This is a genomic window from Anaeroglomus insulsum (genome assembly GCF_050689095.1).
Taxonomy (GTDB): domain Bacteria; phylum Planctomycetota; class Phycisphaerae; order Sedimentisphaerales; family Anaerohalosphaeraceae; genus Anaeroglomus; species Anaeroglomus insulsum.
Genome location: NZ_JBOGCL010000002.1, coordinates 278735 through 298112 on the forward strand (window position 1 = coordinate 278735; position 19378 = coordinate 298112).

Here is a 19378-nt window from a genome sequence, read left to right on the forward strand (position 1 = left end):
CCTTAATTTATTGATATGAAAGATCGAGCCAATTATTCGCGAACGCTGCAAATTCATAAAGGTTGACCAAGCAGTCACCATCTAAATCCAGTTCACAATGTTCCTGGAGCCAATTATCAGCAAACGTCAAAAGATCGTTTGTGTCAACAACATTGTCCAGATTGGCATCACCGTAAAGGATTCTACCAAAAACCGAAATATTATCAATAGCAATATCTCCCCGAGGTCCGCCTGCGGCGACCGCCCGAAAACGTATCTGAATCGGGCCGGTATAGTCCGACAGATTGACTATGGCCCGACTATAGGCGTCGCTGATGGAGTTGTGCTGCTGACCACTAAGACTCCATACCGCATAATGCCATGTCCCATCATAGACATCGATATTCAGAGTTCCTGTTTGATCGCCATACATATGATAATAAAAGCTTAGGACTCGCCTAAAACCAGCAATCACAGGACTTTGCAAAATGGCACTCTGACCGGCAGTGTTGGCTCCCCCCGGGGAAGTTTCCAGATAAGCATACCACGTACTGCCGTCAGCCCCGCCGGCCGGACCGGTATTGGGCGTTATCGTACTTCCTGAATAGCGGGTCCAGTCATGAGTATCTTCGCCGGTAATATTGCCCCAGTCCCCAAACCCTTGTTCGAAATCAATGGCACTGAGTTGAACCGCCTGGCTGTCTGTCAGCGTCACTGCAATTTCGGCCGCATAGGGACTTTCATATCCATAGATGTCAACTGCAGTTACCGTATAATAATAGGGTGTATAATAGGCAGCGTGGCTGTCTATAAATTCCGGCTCATCCAGCAACACTTCATTCAGTTGGATATATCCGCTTCCAGATATTGTTGACCTATAAACACGGTATCCTGCCAGATCAGCTTCCGTATTGGCATCCCAGCTCAGGAGAATCGACGTATTGCCTGGTGTCGCCTTCAGGCCCGTCGGGGCATCCGGAGGCGTGCTCAAAGTCGTCGCGCCGGCCTGTACGGAATAAGCACTTTCTCCGGCACTGTTGACAGCACTGACAACATAATAATAGGTCGTCACCTCCGATAACCCTGAATCGCTGAAGCTTGTCCCTGACACACTGGCAACATGGGTATAAGGCCCACCGTTGACAAGTGAGCGTTTGACGTTGTAGTTTGTGGCACCGAAGGACGCATTCCAGCTCAGGTTAATCCGGCTGCCGGATATCGCTGTCGCAGCCAGATTGACAGGCGAAGCGGGATAAGCCGGAACCTGTTCTGCATACAGAGCCGATATGTCGGCCGCACTCAACGCCGCGGCATAGATGCGAAATTCATCGATTCGTCCATTCAGATAAGGATCCGCCGAGTATTGCGATCTGCCCAGATAGTTCTGTGTTGTAGCTCCCAAAGAGTCTGGCGTCAGAGTCATGGAATTGTTGCGTCCCACTTCTGTTCCATTGACATAGAGAATTCCCGTACTGCCTGCCAGGGTCACTGCGACATGAGTCCATATTCCCGTCGGCAGTGCCGCGGTGCCATTGATCTGCTTTTCGCCGCCGGCTCCCGAGGTCGTAATCGCAAAACGCACCGCTCCGGAACCGCTGCGCGGCGTCAGGAACATATTCACAGACGTCCCCGTTCCAAAGTCAAATATGCGTGACCAGTTGCTGATCGTATCCAGATTGACCCATAGTGCGATGGTAAAATCGGTCAGATTATCAACAATGCCTGTCCGCAGGGTAACATGGTCATTGGTACCGTCCAGATCCAGGCCATTACTGAATTTTCCTGTCGTCCATACCGGACCATTGACCAGGGTACCTGACCAGCCGTTGCCGGTGGCATCCGCAGCAGTCAGGCCGCTGGTTTCATCACATTTTAAATAAGTACGCAGCACTGCCGGCGTCACTTCGGTACTGTCGCGGCTTTCCCCATTTGCCGTATTGGCACTCACAACATAATAGTATTGCAATCCCGGAACCACCGTGGTATCACCAAACTCCGTGACCGTCAGACCGGAGGCAATGGTATCATAAGGCCCCCCGCTGACAGTCGAGCGTTTCAGATTATAGCTGAGTGCACCAGCAGAGGCATTCCAGCCCAGGTTCACTTGATTGCCGGACAACCTTGTTGCGCGAAGACCCGACGGGGCCACCGGACCGTAATGATCCCATACCACCGTCGTCACCGACGCTGTGGGCAATAGTATTTGTGAACCGATGACCTGCCCCAGCGGTTCAAAGGTACGCGTGCCATCTGTTTGATAAATGCTCGACACATCGTATTGGAACGAACCGGGATTCAGAGTCACCCAGGCCGGTTTGGTCGTACTGCGATTGATCAGTACCGACACAAGCCGTTTGTCATCCGGCGAAAGATAAGCCGACGCCAGAACATCGGAATTATTGGAGCCGGCCTTAATCCGCCGGAACCCCGGCTGAATGTAATAGGAATAGTGCTTCATCGACCAATACGATGGATTGAGCCAGTACCCCTTGGGAGAAGTCCAGCTGCTTGATCCCCACGGAAACTCGATTTCGACCAGTCCAATATCGCCGGGCCAGATCAGACTCCAATGGTTGTATCCGCTGACCTGTTCAACCACCAGCGAATTATGAATTAAATTCGCACAGGGAACCAGCCCTTTGATATCGCCAAATTCGGTCATAAATCGCGGCTTGCCGGGGAACAGCGTATCGGAGCTGTTCAAAACCGTTGTAAAGGCGGAATTATACCCATCCGGCGTCCCGTCCGTGCTGCCGCCGTAGAGGTGATGCGCAATCCCGTAAAATGTGTTAGGATTCATTTGTGCCATATAATTGCGAAGCCCTGCCGCATTTCCATAAAGCCCCACACATTCCGGCCCCAGCAATTTGGGCGGATTGGCCATCGTGGCCTGAAGTTTTTGATACACCGCATCCTGTGCCAGGGCAAAACTCGCGTAGGATTCCCCATTGACAGGGACTTCGGAGGGATTGAATCGGCAGGAATCATAATCGGCCGTCCAGTCCGGTTCGTTTTGAATGCCAATCCAGGTCGGATTGACACCACGGGCGATATAGTCCTGAAGCGAGTCGCGCCAGTAGTTGGCAAATCCATCATAATCATAGGCCCCATTGACCTGAATCAGTGTTCCTCCATGGCCGACCTCGCCATTGCTCTTGAGATAGGCCGGCGGAGACCAGGAGGTCATCAGGATAGGCACGGGACGGCCCAGCCGCTGATTTGCCGCGGCGACAATTTCGTATGTGGCAGTATCCTGACCATTGACCCCGCGCCACCAGTTGCCAATTCGCAGCATAGACAGATTGAGTCCGGAAAAGGCATAATCAAAGATCTCTTTTTTGTACGGATGAGCCGTAAACCAGCCATTATAGAAACAAATTGCTCCGCCCAGTCCCTCAATGGTCTGATAGCGGGTTGCCCAGTCCAGCGAAACGGAAGCCGCTGTTACTGCAACCTGCTGGAACTGCCACCAGTTCAGGTTAAATAAATCAGCGCCCTGCCCCCCTATAAACCTCAGGTACAAATCATGCCCCCCCGATACCCCGGACACGTTACAGGCAACCGTCGTCCAGGTTTGTCTGCTGCCGGTGTACGGAACCGAACAGGTCCCAACGACGGTGCCAGTGAGGCTGTCCAGCCGCAATTCAATGCTGCTGCCGGTAGTGGCGCTGGCCACACGGGCCAGAAAACTCAAAGCGCCAGTCCCAAAATCCACCCCCCGCACCCCAATCCAGTCCCCGTTGGAAATCGCAGTCACATTCATCCCGCCTTCAGTACAGACTTCGGTTTTAATGCCGCTTTGGCGGGCAATCGTCTCACCTTCCACCCGGACAAAAGGATTGAGATACTTTAACTGAGTAAGGCCATCCTGGGTAATCACAACCTGCTGGATCGTTCCATCCGAATTGTAATAAAGACGGTCCAGACAGATATTCCGATGCACGGTAGGCACAATCCCTTCCACCGTCGCCTGATGACGGTTATGGTACACACAGTACCACTGGCCCTGATAGGTAAAAAATGTGTGATGGTTGTTGTTGCCATAATTATTGGGCGGAGTGCCAAGAGCCACCCCTTGGCGCACAAATCCGCTCATCGGGCTGGAGCTGGTCATGTAGGCAATCTGCGAGCCGGGAGTCGTATCCTCGTAATTGTCTGCATAAGAAAAATAATAAATGCCGTCTCGTTTATGCATGTGGGATGCTTCAAAAAAATCCGGCATCTCTATCGTCTGGGCCGATCCGATCGGATCGATCATATTTGTATTCAGTTTAATAACACGGGCCTGATTGGGGCCGCCACCGCCAAAATACAGATATGGCTGACCATCATCATCCACAAACACACAGGGATCAAACACCCAGGTGCTGTTGGCCCCCGGAGTCCCCCCCGATAATCCTTCGCGTTTTACCACCAGTCCATTTTTGGGAGCCGTAAATGGTCCGGTCGGGGAATCACTCGTCACCACTCCAATCCCCCAATAGGGATCGCCAAAATAAAGATAAAATTTATTATTATTGCGGACAATACACGGCGCCCAGGCCGTGCCGATCCAGGAGACGGAATCAGAATCAAAAACCACTCCATGATCCGTCCAGTTTTTAAGGTCATCGGTCGAAAAACAAACGATCGAATCCATCAGATAATCCGTGTCGTTGTTTTCTTCGTCGTTGGAACAATAGACATACAGCCGACCGTTCCATTCAATTGCGGTCGGATCCGCGGCATAATGCTGCGGCATTATCGGATAATCTGCCCAGACCCGGCAGGCAGCAAGACTGAGAATAATGGCAATACAGGTTTTTAACAGGATACGGCTGTGTGCAATCTTGACTCTATACTGGTTCATGATCATTCCCCCTAAAAAACAAAAAAGTCCTTTACGCCAAACAGGCAGGATTGGCGGCTTGAAGCCCTTCGCCAGGAGAGCTTTTTTATGCAGATATCCATCGCAGCCTTCAAATCCAGAGCATCCCTCATTTAAAATGAGATTTCCGGGCGTCTGACTAGACGCCCGGAAATCCTTGTTTACGTGCAGCTAAGACAGCTTAGTCCGCATAAATGCGGTCATCTTCCAGCCATCGTGCGGCAAAACTGGCAAAGTCCGGCAAATCAATAATGCAGTTGCCATTGGTATCATAAGCCTGCTGATCATAGATTTCCCGGTTGCATACCGACCCGCCCTGAATTGCCAGGTATTCCTTGGCAACATCCACAGTTGTCAGAGCATAGTTCCAAATCTTGAGGTCGTCAATCATGCCGTTGAATTCAGGATCAGGCCACTGACTCTTGCCCAGATAGTTCAATACGGCACCCACATCAATCGGGTTAATCGTCATGCTCGTATTGGTCGCAACCAGTTCACCGTTACGGTACAAACGCCCGGTATTGCCCGTGAGAGTGACCGCGACATGATACCACTGACCGGCAGAAAGAGCACTGGTTTCCAGCAATTGTTCGTTAATGGAGGGAGTCCTGATTGCAAAACGCATCACACCCCAGCCGGCATCGGGCGTAATGAACAGATAACTCGACGTCCCGTTGCCAAAATCCAAAGCACGGCTCCACCCCAGAGTACTGCTGGGACGAATCCACAGACTAATGGTCATATCCTGGTAATCGACTACGCCGGCAGGAATCTGTGCATACTGGCCATCAGCGCTTTGTGCATTTGCATTGTCCAGCAGCAGACTGGATGTTCCAACTTTCGCATCGGTACTGCTCAGCCCCGGCAGCGGGCCAGCTCCGGCCTGCATCATCGTTGCGTCAAACCCGCTGATGATATCAGGGCTGACATTATTCGTGAGCGTCTCAAACGGATAGTGGCTGACCAGCCGAGGATACCATAACCGTGCCGAATTCGATGGGGTTGAAGCAATCCCCCCGGCGTCCGGAGAACCGTTGTAGGCAATACAATAATACCGCCCTTCATCCGCAGCCGTGGCACCGGTGATAACCAGCGTGGTCGTATGGGTACCCGAATAAATACCACCATCGCTCAACTGGATATCCGGACTGCCGACTTTAAACCACCGGAAATCCGTGGCTGCGGGTCCGGCTGTCACTTTAAACGATGCATTGCCGTTGAAATCAGCCAGGGCATTTTCAGGTCCAACCAGAATCACAGGAGTGGCCGCAATCGTATGGAACGTCCAGATCGGCCCCATAATATTGTTTTCATGGCCGGCGGGGTAAGGATTGCCATTGGGATCCGCAATCGCTTCTTCCACCTTCCAGGAATACTCGGTGGCCTGTTTGACTGAAACGGGCCCATACATATTGTATGGATCAGTCAGGTTGGGGTCGGCATTATGAATCTGCTGCACATAATCCAGCAGATAAAGATTTGGATCACTCGGATTGCCGTTGCTCAAATAGAGATAATGCCCCTTGATAGCAGGATTGACCCGATATGCAGTCAGATACGCCGGATCTCCGCCCGCTTTCCAGCGGAATGTAACCTGGGCCTGGGTCTGAGAGATCAATGTACCGAACGAACCATCATCGTTAGCGGGTAAAACCTCTGGCTCATGAGCTTCAGCATCCGATCCCATGGTGATTTTAAGATTGTCCATTTCCCACACCTGGGTAAAGGATGTCCCATTGGGCATCACATCCCCCGGCCAGGGCTGGCCAATTTCCATCGACCAGGTGGACTGCAGCAAATCCCAATTGGCTCCCTGCCACCAGTTATTCACAAAATCGGCCAAATTAAATTTCACATGGACCCACCCGTCTGCCTGAGAGATGCTCAGATTGGCAAATCCATGGCCGTACTGGTCCCCGCCGACGGCAGGATTGGGGGTGACAATGGCAACCCCCAATACGATGGGGTTCCAGTTGCCCGAGACATTGCGGATATCAAACGAAACGTTATAGTCCGCCGGGTTGGCACTGGTATTCCCAGATACCGTAAAGTCCCACTTGGAACCAAATCGGGCATTTTTGCCTTCACCGGAAGTATTACTGACCACCCCCGTATGGCGAATGACGATATTTCCACCACCGATATCGACTTCGGCGACGGAATGCGTACAGATATCCGTCCCCCAGTTCCAGGCAGCTGTCGTGCCACCGTTGGGATTGTCATAGATGACAACCCCAAAACTCGTCGCGGCACACAGTGCCACAAACAACAAACACATTGTTCTCATCTTTTGTTCCTCCACAAAAAAGGGTTTCGTATTATTACAAACATCATACCCAGTACACATGGGCTCGAATATCGAACCTTATTTAATCCGTTTCCATTTGTCGCAGCTGAACACCGCTGCGTTATCCACATATTGATTTCCCACGCGGCATCACCCTGTCCCCCTGGTTCTCTCAATGCCAGATCACTGCTCCAAAACCAAAACCGGATCGGCGTACATACACCAGTCGCTGTCAATCGCCGTAAGCGGCACATGATCCCAGATACGCCCTTCCGGATCCTGCCCGTCCGTGGTAATCAGAGTCAAAAATCGGTCCTGGTCTGAAATCTCGATATCCGCTGAAAACAGCGTTTTTTCCTTGACTTGTGTTCTTTGATGCCTGATTTTTCCATCGACCAGAATCCAGAAATCCGCATTACTGGCCTCGGGACGTATTGCCTGCTTTTCAATTCCGAACCGAGTCTGGAAACGCGTAATTTTAGTCGCAGGCAACAGACTGCGGATAGCCTGAAGATCATACGTGATTCCCATATTGGCATGCATCAAAACACAATGGGCATTCCAGGAGCCCGACATGGCAGAATCCTGATTCGTCTGGGTATCCAGAATCCTAATCGCACTGGTAATGGTTCCGTAACAGGCCCCGCTGGATGGGGGACATTCCTGGAAAATATGGCCCAGAGAACTGACTATCTGCTGTGATTGACCATTGGGAACAAAAACGCCGTCGATATACGGGTTGGAAGGCACGGGATGATAGACATTGGCGATGGCGTAATATTGGGGCATTCCCTCAGGTTTGATGAAATTCCCGCTGGGCAGGTCAATGCCCCAGTCAATGGCTCCTGTACCCAGCCCGTTGCCGCCGCCGACAATATCAGCGAGACTCAGTGTTTTCTGGCCCCTCCAGATGGTATTGCTGTCGGAATGGATCGTTCGCACAAAATGCGTCTGCAGGAACGGAATATCCGAAATAGCCAGTGTATCGGCGGCAACCCTTTTACTCATCCCGGCCACGACTTCCACAATCTCTTTGGACGCTTCAACACCCGCAATCAGAGTCGTCTTGCCCCGCATCACATACAGGGAGGTATCCCCGCCAATATCGGCCTGAACACCAAACTCCGTACCCAGATCAATAATCTTGGCATTGTCCGTGTACACCGAAAATCCGACCGCTTCCCGCGGTACAATCGCATACAGCCTGCCGTATCGCATCTTAATCTGGTCTTCGGTGCGAACCTGAAAGGCACAAGGCCCTTCCAGAGTGACCTGAGCACCATTATCAAACAGAAACGTGACGCAGCCTTCCTGCAGCACGACATCACTGCGGCTGGTCAGGACAGGATCCCCTTTATCCATCGCATCATGCGTCGTCGCCCATTTGGCCTGGATACTATCCGCCAGGACCGCCACCTTAAAACCTGTGGCCGGCGGTGCCAGATACGCAAACAGGAAAATCAGGATCATCGCCGCAGCCGAAACCACAGCCGCAATAACAGCACCCGCACTCACTCTGCGGACCAGTTTGGGATATTCCACTTTATCGACAAAAATTCTGGGCTTGGGATCAGGCTCCTGAACAACCTCAACCGTCGGAGAGTTTTTTTCGTCCTCGGCCAGTCTCTGCCACATCGTCTGGTCGAAACACTTATCCAGCAGCACGTCACCGCAGATCCGGCCCTGCTCATTCAGTTTTGTCCGCAAAGCGGTGTAGTTTTTGACATAATTACAGTACTCGTGGATCGCTTCGGGATGATGCGCAAGATAATCGTCTAATTGCTGAATCTCTTTGTCTGTAATACAGTTTTCCAGCAATTTAAAAATCAGTGTACCTATTTCATTGGAGTTTTGCCGCATCACAGGTCCTGATTAGACAAAGATCTCGAAATACACAAATTAAGCATATTTATGATATGCGAAATACGAAAATATAAGGTACTTGTCGGCCGGCCAACCTTCAGGGCAATATCTTTCACGGATACATTGTCCCGATAACGAAGGCTGATTAATTTCTTGTCTTTTGCGTCCAGCTTTTCCAAACAATGGTTCAGTGCCTTGACGCGAAGCCCATAATCCTGGGCGGAGGTTTCCGCCACATGCGACAGTCGGTTATAAAATTCATGATGAAGGAGTTTTTTGGTTTTCCGGTTTTCCCGTAAATACTCAAGCGTTTTATTTCTGGCAATGGTCATCGCCCAGGCGGTAAAATTAGTCCCTTCCTGAAACTGGTCAAAATTCTCCCACATGATTGTAGCTGTTTCCTGAAGCAAATCCTCCGCGGCCGTCTGGTTATGCACCATCATCATAATATAAGACATCAGGCTGCCATGAATGCCGTTATACAAACCAAAGAATTTTGAGCTTTTCTTGTCCACAATCACCTAAGACCTAATTGTCACATTTGGAATTCAACCATTCCTCATTATGTAATGTAAAAACGTCCTAAGTTTCTAAAGATTTCCGAGCAAAACCCTCTAAATACGTTTTATCTCATTTATTTACAATTAGTTACATTTTGACAAAAAACGAGACTTGATTTCGTCGGCCGGACTTTAAATGCTGTCCGAAACAATTTTACATTTCCGCTTCAAGAGCTTTCCATTAGTTTTTGAAAATTGGTACAGCCTTTGCAACACCACATTTGCAATACGTGGATCAAACGCTCTGGAACCGCGTTATCTGCTGAAAAATCAACACTCCAGAGCAGACCGATAAAAAGAACAGGTAGCGATTGCTTACAATTTTGTATTTAAGATGATATTTTGATACAATAATGTTGAAAGAAAAACCAGCCGAACCAGAACCATCCAGCCGGCCGCTCCGGCAGCTCAATACGCTGCATACAATTTTGCAGATCATCAGTCGCAGTTCAGGCCAGAAACAAATGCTCAATGAACTTCTGGACGTCCTGCGAGAACAAATGGGGATGCGCAGGGGTGTATTTATGCTGTCCACGCCTGATGGGCGGGAGCTGGTTGTCGAAGCCGCCAGCCAGGAAGAAACACACTCCCAAGCCCATGCTGTTCGCTATCAACGGGGTGAAGGCATTACCGGCCGGGTTCTGGCTACAGGTCAGCCGGCAATCATTCCTCGTATTGCAGATGAACCGGAGTTTCAAGGTCGAATTCATCTGCGGCAGGACAAACACGATCGGGAATACAGCTTTATCTGCGTACCGATTACCCTGAACAATGAAATTATCGGCACCTTTGCCGTGGATGCCCCCGCCGGCAATATGGAGTATCTCAATGAAACCCAGCGATTTTTAAGCATTATCGCGGCGATGGTCTCCAACGATCTGCATCACCGCCGGGACTTATTGATCGAAAAGCAAAGTCTGACCGAAGAAAACGTCCGGCTTAAAAATGAATTGCGTGAAAAATATCGTCCCGACAATATTATCGGCAATTCCAATTCCATGCGGATGGTTTATCAGAAAATCCAGCAGGTCGCAGTCGGTACCACCACTGTATTGATACGCGGTGAAACCGGCACGGGGAAAGAGCTGGTCGCCTCCGCTGTACATTATGCAGGGCCGCGTGCCGGCAAGCCGTTCATCAAAGTCAATTGTTCGGCGCTTAACGAAAATATCCTTGAAAGTGAACTGTTTGGGCACGAAAAAGGCGCGTTCACCGGGGCCATCCAAAACCGCATCGGCAGACTTGAAGAAGCCAATGGGGGCACCCTGTTTCTGGATGAAATCGGCGATTTTTCCCCTGCTATCCAGGTCAAATTGCTTCGGGTCCTCCAGGAAAAGGAGTTTCAGCGAGTCGGCAGCAATATAACGCTGAAAACCGATGTTCGCATTATCGCGGCCACCAATCGCAATCTTGAGCAGCTTGTCAGGGAAAACCTGTTCCGACCGGATTTTTATTATCGGATCAATGTGTTTCCGATTTATCTTCCCCCCCTGCGGGAACGTCGGGACGATTTGCTGCTGCTGGCGGACCACTTTATTGAAACCTTATCGCAAAAGCTGGGCAAAAAAATCCGCCGCATCAGCACCACTGCGATCAACATGATGATGGCGTATCACTGGCCGGGCAATGTTCGCGAACTGGAAAACTGCATCGAACATGCCATCCTGCTGACTGACGACGGAGTGATTCACGGGTATCATCTGCCGCCCACACTGCAAATCCCGACCCATCAGGAAATGACCCCACAAGGCACACTAAAAGCACGTGTCGGACTGCTTGAACGGGATATGATCATTGATTCCCTCAAACGCTACAGCGGCCGCATCAGTTGTGTCGCCCGCGAACTGGGCATTACCGAACGCATGCTGCGATACAAAATTCAAAAGCTGAATATTCAGTATAAAAAATAAGACCTCTTCTCTGTGTCCCTGTTTTGACGCCGGCAAATCATAGGCCGGCGTTTTTATTCTAACCTGACTTCCCTCTCCCCAGATTCCAGCAATCGCATCATCATGGCACCAATGCAAGGGAATCTCCCCCTCGGGAATAGAACCAGCCCATAACCATCGCGGCATAATCATTCCTGTTGGGTCTGACAATTATTTCCATCGACCGACTGATGTGACAAATTTTTCCGAATGTTTTTAATTCTGTATTTGACATCGAGTTACGACGCATTCGACCATTCTTCAATACCGCTTAAAGGCATTTTGTAACAACTATTTCCATGTGCATCTCAAAGCCTGCATTCAGAAAACCTCCTTTGCTCTTCCATTCTCTGGCGGAAAATCCCTTTTTTTTATTCAATTTCAAGACTTTTAAAAATCTTCCAGACGTTTTTTTTGATTTTCTGAATCCGGCACACCGCTTGCGAATAGACAATCAGAGTTCGTTGGTAAAACATGTATAACAGATTTATCAGGAGTTTGTTCAATGAGAAAGATTGCGATTTACGGCAAAGGCGGTATCGGAAAATCAACCACCACCCAGAACACCGTTGCGGCACTGGCTGAGATGGGCAAGAAGATCATGGTGGTGGGCTGCGATCCCAAGGCCGATTCGACACGCCTGCTGCTGGGCGGACTGGCACAAAAGACCGTTCTGGATACGTTGCGTGAGGAAGGCGAAGATGTTGATCTGGACGATGTGCGACGCCTGGGTTATGGCGGAACGTTGTGTGTCGAATCCGGCGGGCCGGAGCCAGGTGTCGGGTGTGCGGGTCGCGGCATCATCACCTCAATTAATCTGCTGGAGCAGTTGGGTGCTTATAAGACGGATCTGGATTATGCCTTCTATGATGTGCTGGGCGACGTGGTCTGCGGCGGATTTGCCATGCCGATCCGTGAAGGCAAGGCCGAAGAGATTTATATTGTGTGCTCCGGCGAAATGATGGCCATGTACGCAGCCAACAACATCTGCAAGGGGATCGTCAAATTCGCCGAGGCCGGCGGTGTGCGTCTCGGGGGACTGATCTGCAACAGCCGAAAAGTGGACAATGAACGGGAGATGATCGAGGCTTTCGCCAAGAAACTCGGAACCCAGATGATTCACTTCCTGCCGCGCGACAACGATGTACAGCGGGCCGAAATCAACCGCAAGACCGTCATCGACTGGAACAAGGATGCCCCGCAGGCCAATGAATATCGCACGCTGGCCCGCAACATCGACCAGAACCAGATGTTCGTGATTCCCAAACCGCTGCAAATTGATGAACTGGAAAAGCTGCTGCTGGATTACGGCATGCTGAATTAACCTGACGTTGACCCATACAGAAAGGAACCCCATACTATGATTATGATTCGTGCCATCGTTCGTCCCGAAAAGGTGGATGAAGTCCTGTCCGCACTGATGTACGCAGGCTTTCCGGCAGTAACCAAGATGGACGTTTACGGCCGCGGCAAGCAGCGCGGCGTCAAAATCGGTGAAATCACCTATGATGAACTGCCCAAGGAACTGCTTATGACCGTCGTGCCCGACAGCGAAAAAGATTTTGTGATTGAAACCATTATGAAGGCTGCACGGACAGGCTCCAAAGGGGCATTCGGAGATGGCAAGATCTTTGTTACCGCCGTCGAGGAAGTCTATACCGTCAGTTCCGGCCAAAAAGAAGTCTGACCAAAGGAGTGTAATCCATGAAAGAAGTGATTGCGATTATTCGCATCAACAAGATGAATGAAACCAAGCGGGCGCTGGCCGATGCCGGGATTTACTCGCTGACGGCCAGGAAAGTCACCGGCCGGGGACGCGGCAAAATCAATACCCTGCTGCTCAAGGGTGCTGAAAAGGGGTATGAAGAGGCGATTAATCAACTCGGCTCCGGCCCCAGGCTCTTTCCCAAGCGGATGCTGACCATCGTTGTACCCGATGCAAAGGTACCGACCGTTGTCAAGACGGTCATCGAGGTCAACAAGACCGGCAGTCCCGGCGACGGCAAGATATTTGTGCAGCCGCTGCTGGACGCCATCCGCATCCGTACCGCAGAAAAAGGCGACAAAGCCCTTGACGAAAATAACGAACCTGTCAAAACCTAACCCCATGAGGTGTCACAATGGCGCATCAACCCGATCCATCCAAAATCAAAGAGAAACTGATTCAAAAATATCCGACCAAGGTCGCCCGAAAACGCTCCCAGCAGATTGTCATTAACACAGTTGGCGACAATCAGACGGTCCCCGAAATCACAGCTAACGTACGAACAACCCCGGGGATTATCACCCAGCGAGGCTGTACCTATGCCGGGTGCAAAGGCGTCGTGCTGGGCCCGACCCGGGATATCGTCAATATCACACACGGACCTATCGGCTGCGGATTCTATTCCTGGCTGACCCGCCGCAACCAGACCCGTCCGGAGGGGCCTGAGGATCATAATTTTATGACCTACTGTTTTTCAACCGATATGCAGGACGACCAGATTATCTTTGGCGGAGAGAAAAAACTCCGCCAGGCGATTCAGGAAGCCTATGACCTGTTCAAACCCAAAGCCATCGCGGTTTTTTCGACCTGCCCGGTCGGACTGATTGGTGACGACGTGCACGCGGTTTGTCGGGACATGAAGGAGAAACTGGGGATTAATGTCTTTGGATTCAGTTGCGAAGGCTATAAAGGCGTCAGTCAGTCAGCGGGACATCACATTGCCAACAACCAGTTGTTCAAACATGTGATTGGCCGCGACGATACCGTCGATCCGCATCCGTTCAAAATCTGCCTGCTGGGCGAATACAACATCGGCGGCGATGCCTTTGTCATCGATGATCTCCTCGAGCGATGCGGCATCAAACTGGTCGCCACATTCAGCGGCAACAGCACCATCGGCAAATTTGAAAAAGCTCACACCGCCGACCTGAATTGTGTCATGTGCCATCGTTCGATTAATTATGTCGCGGATATGATCGAAAAGAAATACGGGGTTCCGTGGATTAAAGTCAACTTTATCGGCGCCGAATCCACCGCCAAATCCCTGCGTAAAATTGCGGCTTATTTTGACAATCCCGAGCTGACGGCTCGCGTGGAAAAAGTGATTGACGAAGAAATGAAAGCGATTGAAGCAATCCGTAAAGAGATCAAAAGCCGCTGCCAAGGAAAACGGGCCATGCTGTTTGTCGGCGGCAGCCGGGCGCACCACTACCAGGATTTATTCAACGAAATCGGCATCAAAACCATCGCCGCCGGCTATGAATTTGCTCATCGCGACGACTACGAAGGTCGCAAAGTGCTGCCGACAATCCAAGTGGACGCCGACAGCCGCAATATTGAGGAACTGACCGTCGAGCCGGACCCGGAACAATATCGTCCCCGCCGCACCGAAGAGCAGCTCAGGCTGCTCCATGAAAAAGGACTGGAAGTTCGGGACTACGAAGGCATGATGCCCCAGATGGATAATCAGACGCTGGTCATTGACGACATCAGCCAGCATGAAACCGAAATGCTGCTGGAGATATATAAACCGGCGATATTCTGTGCCGGCATCAAGGAAAAATTCAGCGTTCAGAAATCCGGCATCCCCTGCCTGCAGCTTCACAGCTATGACTACGGCGGGCCGTTTGCCGGATTCAAGGGTGCTGTCAACTTCTACAAAACCGTAGACCGCATGGTCAATACCCGGATATGGTCGTTTATCAAAGCTCCGTGGCGGGTCCATGGAAAACCCCTGCTGGAAGCGGAATTAGTCAATAGTTAACTCCTGAAACGAGGACTTTATGTTGCTACGTCATACTACTTCACACGTCCAGGAACGGTCGGCGCTGACCATCAACCCGGCCAAAACCTGTCAACCCATCGGCGCGTTGTATGCGGCGCTGGGCATCCATCGCTGCCTGCCGCACAGCCACGGCTCGCAGGGCTGCTGTGCCTATCACCGCAGCACCCTGACCCGGCACTATAAGGAACCGGTCATGGCCGCCACCAGTTCATTTACCGAAGGCTCTTCCGTCTTCGGCGGCCAGAGCAACCTGCTGCAGGCCATTCATAACATCTTTTCAATTTATGAACCGGATGTCATTGCAATCCACACGACCTGCCTGTCAGAAACGATCGGTGATGATATTCCGCAGATCATCGCTGCCGCAAGAGACAAGAAATTTATCCCCGAAGGCAAATACGTCATCCATGCCAATACGCCAAGCTACGTCGGCTCACATGTGACGGGGTTTTCCAACATGGTCAAAGGCATGGCAGCCTATTTTTCCGAGCCGGGACCGCAGACCAAAACCATCAACATCATCCCCGGCTGGGTCGAACCGTCAGATATGCGGGAAATCAAACGCCTCTGTACCATGATGGGCGTCAAATTTATCCTGTTCCCGGACACATCCGATGTTTTGGATTGCCCGCAGACCGGCACACTGGAATTCTATCCCAAAGGCGGCACTCCCATCGCGGATATCCAGCGTGCCGGCCAGAGCCAGATGACCCTGGCACTGGGCCGTACCGCATCCCTGGCCGGCGCCCGGGAACTGGACACCAAGTGCAAAGTCCCCTGCGAGGTTCTCGAACTGCCCATCGGACTCCGTGCCACAGATCGGTTTATTGATACGATGCGCCGCATTTGCCGTGTTGATATCCCCGCCGCACTGGAAGATGAACGCGGTCGGCTGATGGATATCATCACCGATATGCACCAATACTTTTACGGCAAACGCGTGGCCTTATGGGGCGACCCGGATCAACTGGTTTCACTGACGGAATTCCTGGTCGATCTGGATATGCGGCCGGTCTATATCGTCACCGGCACCCCCGGCAAAAAATTTCTGTCCCGGATCGAAAAAGCCCTACAGGGCAAAGTCCCGGAGGCCAAGGTCCGAGAAGGTGCCAATGCCGATATGTTCCTGATGCATCAGTGGATCAAACAGGAAAAAGTGGACTTGCTCATCGGCAATACCTACGGCAAATATATCAGTCGCGACGAGGATATACCCCTGCTGCGTTTCGGGTTCCCGATTCTGGACCGCATCGGCCACTCGTATTTCCCGACGGTCGGCTATGTCGGCGCCATGCGTATCCTTGAAAAGATCCTCGGTCTGCTGATGGATCGTCAGGATCGTGACGCGCCGGAAGAAAGCTTTGAATTGGTCATGTAACCCAATCCCGGGTATGAATGGAACCTTCCCATGTCAGGCATTCTTGAAAAAAGACAAAACCAGATACACCGCAAAGGCAGACAGCCGTTTGAGATGGCATGTGAAAAACACAGCCTGGCCGGGGCAGTCAGCCAGAGGGCCTGTGTCTTCTGCGGCAGCCGGGTGGTTTTGTACCCCATCGCCGACGCCCTGCACCTGATACATGGCCCGGTGGGTTGTGCCGCTTATACCTGGGATATCCGCGGGGCCTTATCCTCCGGCCCGCAACTGCACCGGATAAGCTTTACCACTGATCTGCGGGAACAGGATGTCATCCACGGCGGCGAAGATAAATTATATCGCTGTCTGACAGAATTGATTGCCCATTACCAGCCGCGGGCGGCATTTGTGTATTCCACTTGTATCGTCGGCGTCATCGGCGACGATGTCGAAGCCGTCTGCAAACGAGTCGCCCGCGAAACCGGCCTGACGGTGATTTCGGTCGCTTCCGAGGGATTCAAAGGCACCAAAAAAGACGGCTATCGCGCCGCCTGCAACGCCCTGTCACAATTAGTCGGCACCGGCGATACCTCACAGATCGGCCCGATGAGCCTGAATATCCTCGGTGATTTCAACATCGCTGGCGAAACCTGGATGATTCGGGATTATTACACCCGCATGGGCATTGAGGTCGTCTCCACCATCACCGGCGACGGCCGGGTAGATGATATCCGACGTGCCCACGGGGCCAAACTCAATGTCGTGCAATGCAGTGGTTCAATGATTCATCTGGCCCGACACATGCAGGAAAAATACGGAATCCCGTATATCCACGTCTCGTATTTCGGCATTCAGGACATGAGCAAAGCCTTGTACGATGTGGCTGAATTCTTTGCCGACAATAAAGTACTGGAACGCACTCAATCACTCGTTCGTCAGGAAATACAGCGGGTGATGCCGGAAATCACCCGCTTCCGTCAGGACTTGCAGGGCAAAAAAGCCGGCATCTACACCGGCGGCGCCTTCAAAGCCTTTTCACTGGTCGATTCACTGCGTCTGCTGGGCATCCAGACCGCCTTCGTCGGCTCGCAGACCGGCAGCCCCGAGGACTATCAGCGTCTTGAAGCTTTTTGTGACGAGGGCACGATAATTGTCGATGATGCCAATATCATGGAACTGGTTCGATTTGCCCAGGAAACCCGTATCGACCTGTTTATCGGCGGCGTCAAAGAACGCCCCGTTGCCTACAAACTGGGGATCGGATTCTGCGACCATAACCACGAACGCAAAATATCGCTGGCCGGATTTGAGGGCATGCTTAATTTTGCCCGGGAAGTCCACACCACCATCATGAGTCCGGTCTGGAAACTGATTGACAGCCGCAATCCCCGGCCTGGGAGAAACTGATATGGACACTCAATCCACAATTGCCGTTTCCACACGCAATCCATGCAGGATGTGTACGCCACTGGGGGCCGCAATGGTTTTCAGCGGAATCGCCGATGCAGTCCCCTTCCTGCACGGTTCGCAGGGATGCAGCACCTATATCCGCCGGTACCTGATTGGCCATTTCCGTGAACCGGTGGATATCGCCTGCTCCAATTTCGGCGAGTCCTCGGTGATTTTCGGCGGCTGGCAGAATCTGCATACAGGAATCCACGCCGTCATCGAACAATACCACCCCCGCCTGATCGGTATCGCCACAACCTGCCTGGCCGAAACCATCGGGGAGGATATCCCGCAGATGATTCACCGCCTTGAGCAGGAACTGCCTGAGGATGGCCCGATTCTGGTGTCAGTTTCGACTCCCAGTTATCACGGTTCGCACAGCGACGGATTCCACCGGGCCGTCAAAGCAGTCGTGGAAAAGCTGGCCCAGCCCGGCCCGACAGGCAGACATATCAACGTATTCAGCGGAATGATCTGCCCCGAAGACATCCGCCATTTGAAGGATATCTTCGCCGAGTTTGGATTGCAGGCAACCCTGTTGCCCGATTACAGCGATGCCCTGGACAGCGGCATCTGGAGCCGATACGAAAAAAACATTGAATCCGGAACACCCATCGAGTCCATCCGCCGCTGCGGACAGGCCCAGGCCACAATCGAATTCAGCGCAACCGGTGATTTTGCCACCTCGGCAGGCGAAACTCTGCTCCGGCGGTTCGGAACTCCCCTGTACATGCTGCCGTTGCCGGTCGGCGTCAGACAGTGTGATACCTTCTTCGAGCGGCTCAGCGTCCTGTCTGCCAGAGACATTCCCGCCCGCTTTACCGCCCAGCGCAGCCGCCTGATTGACTCTTATGTCGATGCACACAAATATGTCTTTGGCAAAAAAGCCGTGCTGTACGGCCCTGCCGACTGGGTTGCCGCTCTGGCAATATTCCTCTGCGAAATCGGCATGGTCCCCATCCTGTGTGCCGCCGGCGACCACAAAGGCACTCTGCAGGAACACCTGCGAGAGCATCTGCCCGGCACAATGGATTCCATCACCGTCGTTGAAGACACGGATTTCGCCACGATCGAACAGAGGGCCGCAGAACTGAAACCCGACATTCTCATCGGCGACAGCAATGGTTATAAAATGTCCCGAAATCTTAATATCCCGCTGGTCCGGCTGGGCCTGCCGATACACGACCGTATCGGCGCCTCACGTATGACCGCCATCGGCTATCAGGGGACCCAGCACCTGTTTGACCGAATCGTCAATGCAATACTGGAACATCAACAAGATCACTGTTCTATTGGTTATACCCATTTATAACACCAT

12 protein-coding genes are annotated in these 19378 nt (G+C 51.9%); 8 read left to right on the plus strand and 4 right to left on the minus strand.

From position 1 onward, the window contains the following. Nucleotides 1-7: 7 nt before the first annotated feature. The 4 genes from ACQ9LF_RS03265 to ACQ9LF_RS03280 form a co-directional block, all read right to left on the minus strand. Entirely contained in the window at nt 8-4828 is a 4821-nt protein-coding gene (locus ACQ9LF_RS03265; RefSeq protein ID WP_462487932.1) for a family 43 glycosylhydrolase, read from the minus strand. A gap of 199 nt (nt 4829-5027) precedes the next feature. Further along, nucleotides 5028-7133, minus strand: coding sequence for a LamG-like jellyroll fold domain-containing protein (locus ACQ9LF_RS03270; RefSeq protein WP_462487933.1), 2106 nt, complete (start codon nt 7131-7133; stop codon nt 5028-5030). A 183-nt stretch (nt 7134-7316) separates the two neighbouring features. Beyond that, nucleotides 7317-8993, minus strand: a complete 1677-nt coding sequence (locus ACQ9LF_RS03275; protein WP_462487934.1) for a FecR domain-containing protein — start codon at nt 8991-8993, stop codon at nt 7317-7319. Further along, entirely contained in the window at nt 8993-9511 is a 519-nt protein-coding gene (locus tag ACQ9LF_RS03280) for a sigma-70 family RNA polymerase sigma factor (RefSeq protein WP_462487935.1), read from the minus strand. Before ACQ9LF_RS03280 ends, ACQ9LF_RS03275 begins: the two co-directional genes overlap by 1 nt. 398 nt (nt 9512-9909) lie before the next feature. On the opposite strand from ACQ9LF_RS03280, the gene ACQ9LF_RS03285 reads away from it, so the two are divergent. From ACQ9LF_RS03285 to ACQ9LF_RS03320, 8 genes are all read left to right on the plus strand, one after another. Continuing rightward, nucleotides 9910-11466: a sigma-54 interaction domain-containing protein gene (locus ACQ9LF_RS03285; RefSeq protein ID WP_462487936.1), complete on the plus strand. Its 1557-nt coding sequence runs from the start codon at nt 9910-9912 to the stop codon at nt 11464-11466. Nucleotides 11467-11989: 523 nt separating this feature from the next. Then, nucleotides 11990-12808 carry a nitrogenase iron protein gene (gene nifH / locus ACQ9LF_RS03290; RefSeq protein WP_462487937.1) on the plus strand — a complete coding sequence of 273 codons (819 nt, stop codon included), beginning with the start codon at nt 11990-11992 and terminating at the stop codon, nt 12806-12808. 36 nt (nt 12809-12844) lie between these two features. Continuing rightward, the gene (locus ACQ9LF_RS03295) at nt 12845-13171 is read left to right on the plus strand and encodes a P-II family nitrogen regulator (RefSeq protein ID WP_462487938.1); all 327 of its coding nucleotides are present in this window, start codon (nt 12845-12847) and stop codon (nt 13169-13171) included. Nucleotides 13172-13188: 17 nt separating this feature from the next. Next, a complete protein-coding gene (locus ACQ9LF_RS03300; protein WP_462487939.1) occupies nt 13189-13587 on the plus strand; it encodes a P-II family nitrogen regulator in 399 nt (132 codons plus the stop codon). Between the two features lie 17 nt (nt 13588-13604). Next, nucleotides 13605-15233, plus strand: a complete 1629-nt coding sequence (gene nifD, locus ACQ9LF_RS03305; protein ID WP_462487940.1) for a nitrogenase molybdenum-iron protein alpha chain — start codon at nt 13605-13607, stop codon at nt 15231-15233. Between the two features lie 19 nt (nt 15234-15252). Next, nucleotides 15253-16632, plus strand: coding sequence for a nitrogenase molybdenum-iron protein subunit beta (gene nifK / locus ACQ9LF_RS03310; protein WP_462487941.1), 1380 nt, complete (start codon nt 15253-15255; stop codon nt 16630-16632). 30 nt (nt 16633-16662) lie between these two features. After that, nucleotides 16663-18018 (plus strand): nitrogenase iron-molybdenum cofactor biosynthesis protein NifE, encoded by a 1356-nt coding sequence (gene nifE / locus ACQ9LF_RS03315; protein WP_462487942.1) that lies wholly within the window; start codon nt 16663-16665, stop codon nt 18016-18018. A gap of 1 nt (nt 18019) precedes the next feature. Next, a complete protein-coding gene (locus ACQ9LF_RS03320) occupies nt 18020-19372 on the plus strand; it encodes a nitrogenase component 1 (protein WP_462487943.1) in 1353 nt (450 codons plus the stop codon). Nucleotides 19373-19378 lie beyond the last annotated feature (6 nt).